This window comes from Thioalkalivibrio sp. HK1 (assembly GCA_000583135.1).
In the GTDB taxonomy this organism is placed as follows: Bacteria; Pseudomonadota; Gammaproteobacteria; order HK1; family HK1; genus HK1.
In genome coordinates, this window is record JFBG01000070.1 from 22,225 (window position 1) to 28,386 (window position 6,162).

Below are 6,162 nucleotides of genomic sequence, written 5' to 3' on the forward strand. Positions count from 1 at the left end.
TTGAAAACGCGGCGGGAAACCGGCGCCGATCCTTGGCGGAAAACTCCCTGATATGAGCGCAATGACTCCCAAAGAGATCGTCCACGAGCTGGATAAACACATCATCGGTCAGGATGATGCCAAACGGGCGGTGGCCATCGCCCTGAGAAATCGCTGGCGGCGAATGCAGGTCGACGAGGCGCTGCGGGCCGAGATCACCCCCAAGAATATCTTGATGATCGGCCCCACCGGGGTGGGCAAGACCGAGATCGCGCGCCGCCTCGCTCGACTTGCCGGGGCTCCGTTCATCAAGGTCGAGGCCACCAAGTTCACCGAGGTCGGATATGTCGGGCGCGATGTGGAATCCATCGTGCGCGATCTGACGGATATATCGTTCAACCTCAATCGGGCGCAGGAGACGGAAAAGGTCAGGCATATCGCCGAGGACGAGGCCGAGCAGCGCATTTTGAATATCCTGCTGCGTCCGCCGCGCAATGCTCCGGCTCCGGCCGAACACGATAAGGAGCAGGACGATCCCGGCGACGGCGATAGCACGAGGCAGGTCTTTCGCGACAAACTGCGCCGAGGCGATCTGGACGACAAGGAAATCGACGTGGAGCTGAATTCCCCCTCGGTCGGGGTCGAGATCATGGCTCCGCCGGGGATGGAAGAGATGATCGGTCAGTTGCAGAATATGATGCAGGATATCACGTCGAGCCGCCCTCGTCAGCGCCGCCTTCGTATCAAGGATGCCTTCAAACTCATCACCGAGGAGGAGGCGAGCAAGCTGATCAACGATATCGATATCAAAGCGCGGGCGATCGAGGATGTGGAGCAAAATGGCATCGTATTCATCGACGAGATCGACAAAGTCTCCCGTCGCAGCGGTCATGGGGCTTCGGATATTTCTCGAGAGGGGGTGCAGCGCGATCTCCTGCCCTTGGTCGAGGGCAGTACGGTTTCCACCCGTCATGGCATGGTGCGCACCGATCACATCCTGTTCATCGCCTCCGGGGCTTTTCACCTGTCGAAGCCCTCGGATCTCATCCCCGAGCTGCAAGGCCGCTTCCCGATCCGGGTGGAGCTCTCCCCCTTGGGGGCTGCGGATTTTCTGCGCATCCTCGAAGAGCCGGATTATTCGCTGATCGAGCAATACATCGCTTTGCTGGCCACCGAGGAGGTGAGTCTCGAGTTCACCCCTCAAGGATTGCAGCGCATCGCCGAGATTGCATGGCAGGTCAACGAGAGCACCGAGAATATCGGCGCCCGGCGGTTGCAGACGATCTTGGAGCGCCTGTTGGAAGAGGTCTCGTTCAACGGCGCGGATCGCTCGGCGCAGCCGACGCTCATCGATGCGGCGTATGTCGACTCGCATCTTCGCGATATTGCATCGAATCAGGATCTTTCTCGCTATATCCTTTGATGCAAGGGATGGAGGCGAGGGATGATTCAATCCCTACGAGGTGCGAAAAGCCGTGAATCGATCGGATCATCAACCCCCGGTTCCTACCGAACTGCGCTACGAAAAGGATGAGCGGATCCTGCATATCCGCTTCCAAAGCGGCGAGGAATATTCTTTGAGCGCGGAGTATCTTCGGGTTCATTCGCCCTCGGCCGAGGTGCGAGGGCACGGCCCGGGTCAGGAAGTCTTGCAAGTCGGCAAGGAGAATGTCGCCATCGAGACCATCGAGCCCGTCGGCAATTATGCGGTCCGGCTGTGCTTCGACGACGGTCACGATACCGGGCTTTATTCGTGGGAGGAGTTGTATCGGTTGGGGGGCGGCCAAGAGGATTTATGGCAAGACTATTTGGATCGACTGGCGGCCGCCGGCCACCGTCGTTCGAAAGGTTGATCAATCTCTCTTCGTTAGGGAAATTCGATCGTCGATTGCATCGATCCGGCGTTCGCAATCCTTGGAAGGGCAAAGCGGAAGCGATACGGCGCATTTTCATGAGCGAAGGGACCACCCACTTCGGATTCGAGGAGATCCCCGTCGGCGAGAAGGCGCGCCGGGTGGATGCGGTTTTCGATTCGGTCGCGGATCGCTACGATCTGATGAACGATCTGATGTCCTTGGGTCTGCATCGTGTTTGGAAGCATTTTGCGGTCCATCTCGCTCGGGTGCGCAAGGACATGAGGGTGTTGGATCTGGCGGCGGGCACCGGCGATCTGAGCCTTCGTATGGCCCCGATGGTCGGCCCCGGCGGGCGGGTGGTGCTTGCCGACAGCAATCGCCCGATGCTGGCCAAGGGCCGCGATCGCTTGCTCGATAAAGGCCATGTCGGCACCATCGAGGCGGTACGCTGCGATGCCCAACGCCTTCCTTTTCCCGATCGCACCTTCGATCGGGTGTTGATCGGTTTCGGCTTGCGCAATATCACCCACAAGGAGCGGGCGCTGGCCGAAATGCGGCGGGTGTTGCGCCCCTCGGGAATGGCATTGGTGCTGGAGTTTTCGCGTTTGACCCTGCCGCTATTGGCGCAGGCTTACGATCTGTGGTCTTTTCGCGCCTTGCCCCTCCTCGGCCGGGTGGTGGTGGGCGATGCCGATAGCTATCGCTATTTGGCGGAATCGATACGCCGCCATCCGGATCAGGAGACCTTGCTGGCGACGATGCGCGAGGCGGGCTTCGAGCATTGCACCTACCACAATCTTTGCGGCGGAGTGGTCGCCGTTCACAAGGGCTACAGGCTTTGAAAGCCTTGTCCTTGGGAAAAGGCGATCATCCATAAGCGATGTTTTTATCGGCGCCGGCCCTTGTTGCGCCGGGCAGGCCCAACCCGACAATCGACCATGCCATCCGAGTCATCCGATCCCCGATTTTCGCAAGATCCCCCCTTTGAAAGCGAGGGCGCCGGGATATGGTGGGCCTCGGGTATCGAGTCCTTCATCCGCCACCTGCTCGATACCGACCCGCATACCAAGGAGGCCTTGGCGGAGATCGAGGGGAGGGTCGTCGATATCGTCATCAAGGACCATGAAGAGGAAAAAACGGGCGGGATTCGCCTTCTTTTCAAGGCCAAGGATGTTCTTGTCTGCGGATATTTATCGAATGACGGATCGATCCGGGAAACGAACGAGGCGGTGAGATCGGGCGATCGAAAAGCCAAGGAGGATGGCATCGCCTCGCCGTCGGGAGGGATCGGGGGGCGAGCGCCCCCTTTCGAGCGGACTCGAGGGCGAGAAGCCCGGCCTCCGGCGGCTGCGGATCTCGTGATCATCGGAACCCCTTTTTCCTTGCTGCGTTTCGCCGCCTCCGGCGATCGTCAGGAGATGGTCTTGAATGCGGATGTCGTATTGCACGGCGATACGGCGCTGGCGGCGCGCTTGCAGGCGATCCTGTCCAAGATGGATATCGATTTCGAGGAACTCGTTGCCCGGCGCATCGGGGATATTCCGGCGCGGATGCTGGTGCAAGGGGTATGTGATATCGCCGGGCGCTTGCGCGAAGCCGGGGGCGCTCTTTGTGCCGACCTATCCGAATATTTGCGATACGAGTCGGATCTGGTGGCCAAGCAGGACGAGGGCGAACGATTCGTGCGTTCGGTCGATGATCTGCGCGACGATATCGCTCGGCTGGAAGCGCGAATCGCCCTGCTCGAGGAATCCTCGGGCAAGAAAGGGCAATGACGATGGTCGGTCTTCGCCGCATCCTTCGTCTTGTCGGTATCCATCTCGTCTTGGTTCGATACGGCCTCGACGAGATCGTCCTCGCCACCCAACCCTTTCGTTCCTTTCGTTTCTTGCTGTACCTGTTGCCGTGGAATTGGCTTCCCCGTCGGGGCTTGGGTTCGAGGGCGGTGCGCTTGCGGCGGGCGCTGGAGGATTTGGGTCCGATCTTCGTCAAATTCGGTCAGATCCTGTCGACGAGGCAGGATCTGCTGCCGCCGGATATTGCGATCGAGCTTTCGCGTTTGCAAGACAACGTTCCCCCCTTTCCCAAAGAGCAGGCGATGGCGATCGTGCGCGAGGAGCTCGGACGCTCGCTCGATGAGGTCTTCCGTGAATTCGATCCGGAGCCGCTGGCCTCGGCATCGATCGCTCAAGTCCATGCCGCGCAGCTTCAAGACGGGAGCGAGGTCGTGGTCAAGGTATTGCGCCCGGGGATCGGGCGCATCATCGAACGTGATATCAGCCTGTTGTATCTGGTGGCGGAGTTGGCGGGTAGGTATTGGCGCGATGCCGTCCGTTTGCGTCCTTCGGAGGTGGTGGCGGAGTACGAAAAGACCATCTTGGGGGAGCTCGATCTGCTACGCGAGGCCGCCTCGGCATCGCAGCTGCGACGCAACTTCGAGGGTTCGGAACTTCTCCATGTGCCCCGAGTGTATTGGGAACATACCAGTCGCCGGGTGATGGTCATGGAGCGGATCAGCGGCATTCCGGTCAACGATATCCCCGCTTTGCGCGCCGCGGGGATCGATCTGCAGTCGTTGGCCGAGCGCGGAGTGGAGATCTTCTTCACCCAAGTGATGCGCAATAACTTCTTCCACGCCGACATGCATCCGGGGAATATCTTCGTCGATCCCGATCGCCCTTCGAATCCGCGTTATATCGCGGTGGATTTCGGGATCATGGGCAGCCTCTCGGAGCGGGATCAGCGCTATCTGGCCGAGAATTTTCTCGCCTTTTTCAACCGCGACTATCGTCGGGTGGCTCGGCTACATGTGGAATCGAAGTGGGTGCCCGCGGATATCCGCATCGAGGATTTCGAGGCCGCGATCCGCAGCGTATGCGAGCCGATCTTCGAACGGCCGCTGAAAGAGATATCCTTCGGCGGATTGCTCGTTCGTCTGTTCGATACCGCCCGCAGTTTCCGCATGGAGGTGCAGCCCCAGCTCGTATTGCTGCAAAAGACCTTGCTCAATATCGAGGGGATGGGGCGTCAGCTCTATCCGGATCTGGATCTTTGGCAAACGGCCAAGCCCTTTTTGGAACGCTGGATGCGAGAACGCATCGGCGTCGGCGCCTTGTTGAAAGAGATCAAGCATCAAGCCCCGACATGGGGGGAGACATTGCCCGCCTTGCCGGAGCTGGCCTATCAGGCTTTGGATCGAATCCGTAGCGGGGCGCTCGAGGATCGCTCCGGTATCGATGCGGCGCTCGTCCAAGAGGAGATCCGACAGGCGAATCGGCGGACGGTGCTTGCGATATTCGCCGCATCGATGGTGGTCAGTGCGTCGATCTTCGCCCTTTTCCCCCGGGAATGGGCCTCTTGGTGGGGGGTGCCGATGGCCTCGTGGGTCTTGGGCGGTATCGGGCTTGCGGTCTTTTTTGCGGCCCTGTCCAATCGCGCAAGAAAAAGGCCGAAAGGGGTATCCAATGGCCGCCCGTCGAGATATTGATCGGAAGATATCGATCGAATATCGAAAGCGGGGAGCCGAGGGTGAAAGCGAGATATTGCGTGAGATATTGCGCCTTCGAAGAGGATGCGATGACAAGATCTCGATCGACGATCGAATCGGCCATATCGGGTATCGACTTCATAAAGGGCGTATGCAGGCCATCGAACGCCGCATCGGTCTTGCGGCATCCGGCAAGATAAAAGCCATCTCGCTTGATTTCGAGCGATGACTCGATCGCTCGTCTTTCATCTTATCGAGGCCGGATGAAGGATAGGAAGGTGGCCATCGAGCCGTCGATAGCGCTCGGCTTCTCGTCCGGCCGAGTCGTGGATGTGCTTTCGACAGCGCTCACCGATCCCTTCCGACAGGCAAGCCAATCCCCTCGGACTTGAAGTTATTTCATATCGAATGCGGAGATCGCCGGTGGCACGGTTCGGCGATCCGGATGTCTTGCCCGATCCCTCGTAGATGAATCGAAGGTGGTTCGAAGCGAGCCGGAAGGGGTGCGCCCTTCGCCTTCCGGCTTTTTTCTTTTCTCTTTCAAAGATTGGTCGGGCGAGAGTTGAGGATATGCAGTCCTTTGAGGAGGTTCAAAGCCTCGTAGAGGGTGAAGTCGTCTTCGGCAAGGGAGGACACTTGGGTTTCATCGCTCTCCTCTTCGGAGGAAGTCTCAGGCTCCCCCTCCGCTTGCTCATCCGCATCGTTGTCTTGCGCTCCTTCGCCCTCGCCCTCGTCGATGCCGCTGTTTTCATCTTCGCCGCCGCCCTCGACCTCGCTCTCATCTTCGCCCTCGATGCTCTCGTCCTCGATGCCTTCGTTCTCATCGCCGTCATCGTTGTC

The 6,162-nt window shown here is 59.4% G+C and carries 5 protein-coding genes and 1 pseudogene; 5 read left to right on the forward strand and 1 reads right to left on the reverse strand.

From position 1 onward, the window contains the following. Nucleotides 1-52 precede the first annotated feature (52 nt). From hslU to ubiB, 5 genes are all read left to right on the forward strand, one after another. A complete protein-coding gene (hslU, locus tag BF99_RS0116395; RefSeq protein WP_025771898.1) occupies nucleotides 53-1,402 on the forward strand; it encodes an ATP-dependent protease ATPase subunit HslU in 1,350 nt (449 codons plus the stop codon). A gap of 52 nt (nucleotides 1,403-1,454) precedes the next feature. Continuing rightward, on the forward strand, nucleotides 1,455-1,832 hold the full coding sequence (locus BF99_RS0116400) for a gamma-butyrobetaine hydroxylase-like domain-containing protein (protein WP_025771899.1): 378 nt from the start codon (nucleotides 1,455-1,457) through the stop codon (nucleotides 1,830-1,832). 98 nt (nucleotides 1,833-1,930) lie between these two features. Beyond that, complete coding sequence (locus BF99_RS0116405; protein ID WP_025771900.1) at nucleotides 1,931-2,677, forward strand: class I SAM-dependent methyltransferase; 747 nt, start codon at nucleotides 1,931-1,933, stop codon at nucleotides 2,675-2,677. Nucleotides 2,678-2,773: 96 nt separating this feature from the next. Next, entirely contained in the window at nucleotides 2,774-3,610 is an 837-nt protein-coding gene (locus BF99_RS22185) for a ubiquinone biosynthesis accessory factor UbiJ (RefSeq protein ID WP_025771902.1), read from the forward strand. Between the two features lie 2 nt (nucleotides 3,611-3,612). Further along, nucleotides 3,613-5,322, forward strand: a complete 1,710-nt coding sequence (gene ubiB / locus BF99_RS0116415; RefSeq protein WP_025771903.1) for a ubiquinone biosynthesis regulatory protein kinase UbiB — start codon at nucleotides 3,613-3,615, stop codon at nucleotides 5,320-5,322. Nucleotides 5,323-5,862: 540 nt separating this feature from the next. On the opposite strand, the pseudogene BF99_RS23510 reads toward ubiB, so the two are convergent. Continuing rightward, a pseudogene (locus tag BF99_RS23510) lies at nucleotides 5,863-6,162 on the reverse strand (hypothetical protein); the annotation flags it as partial.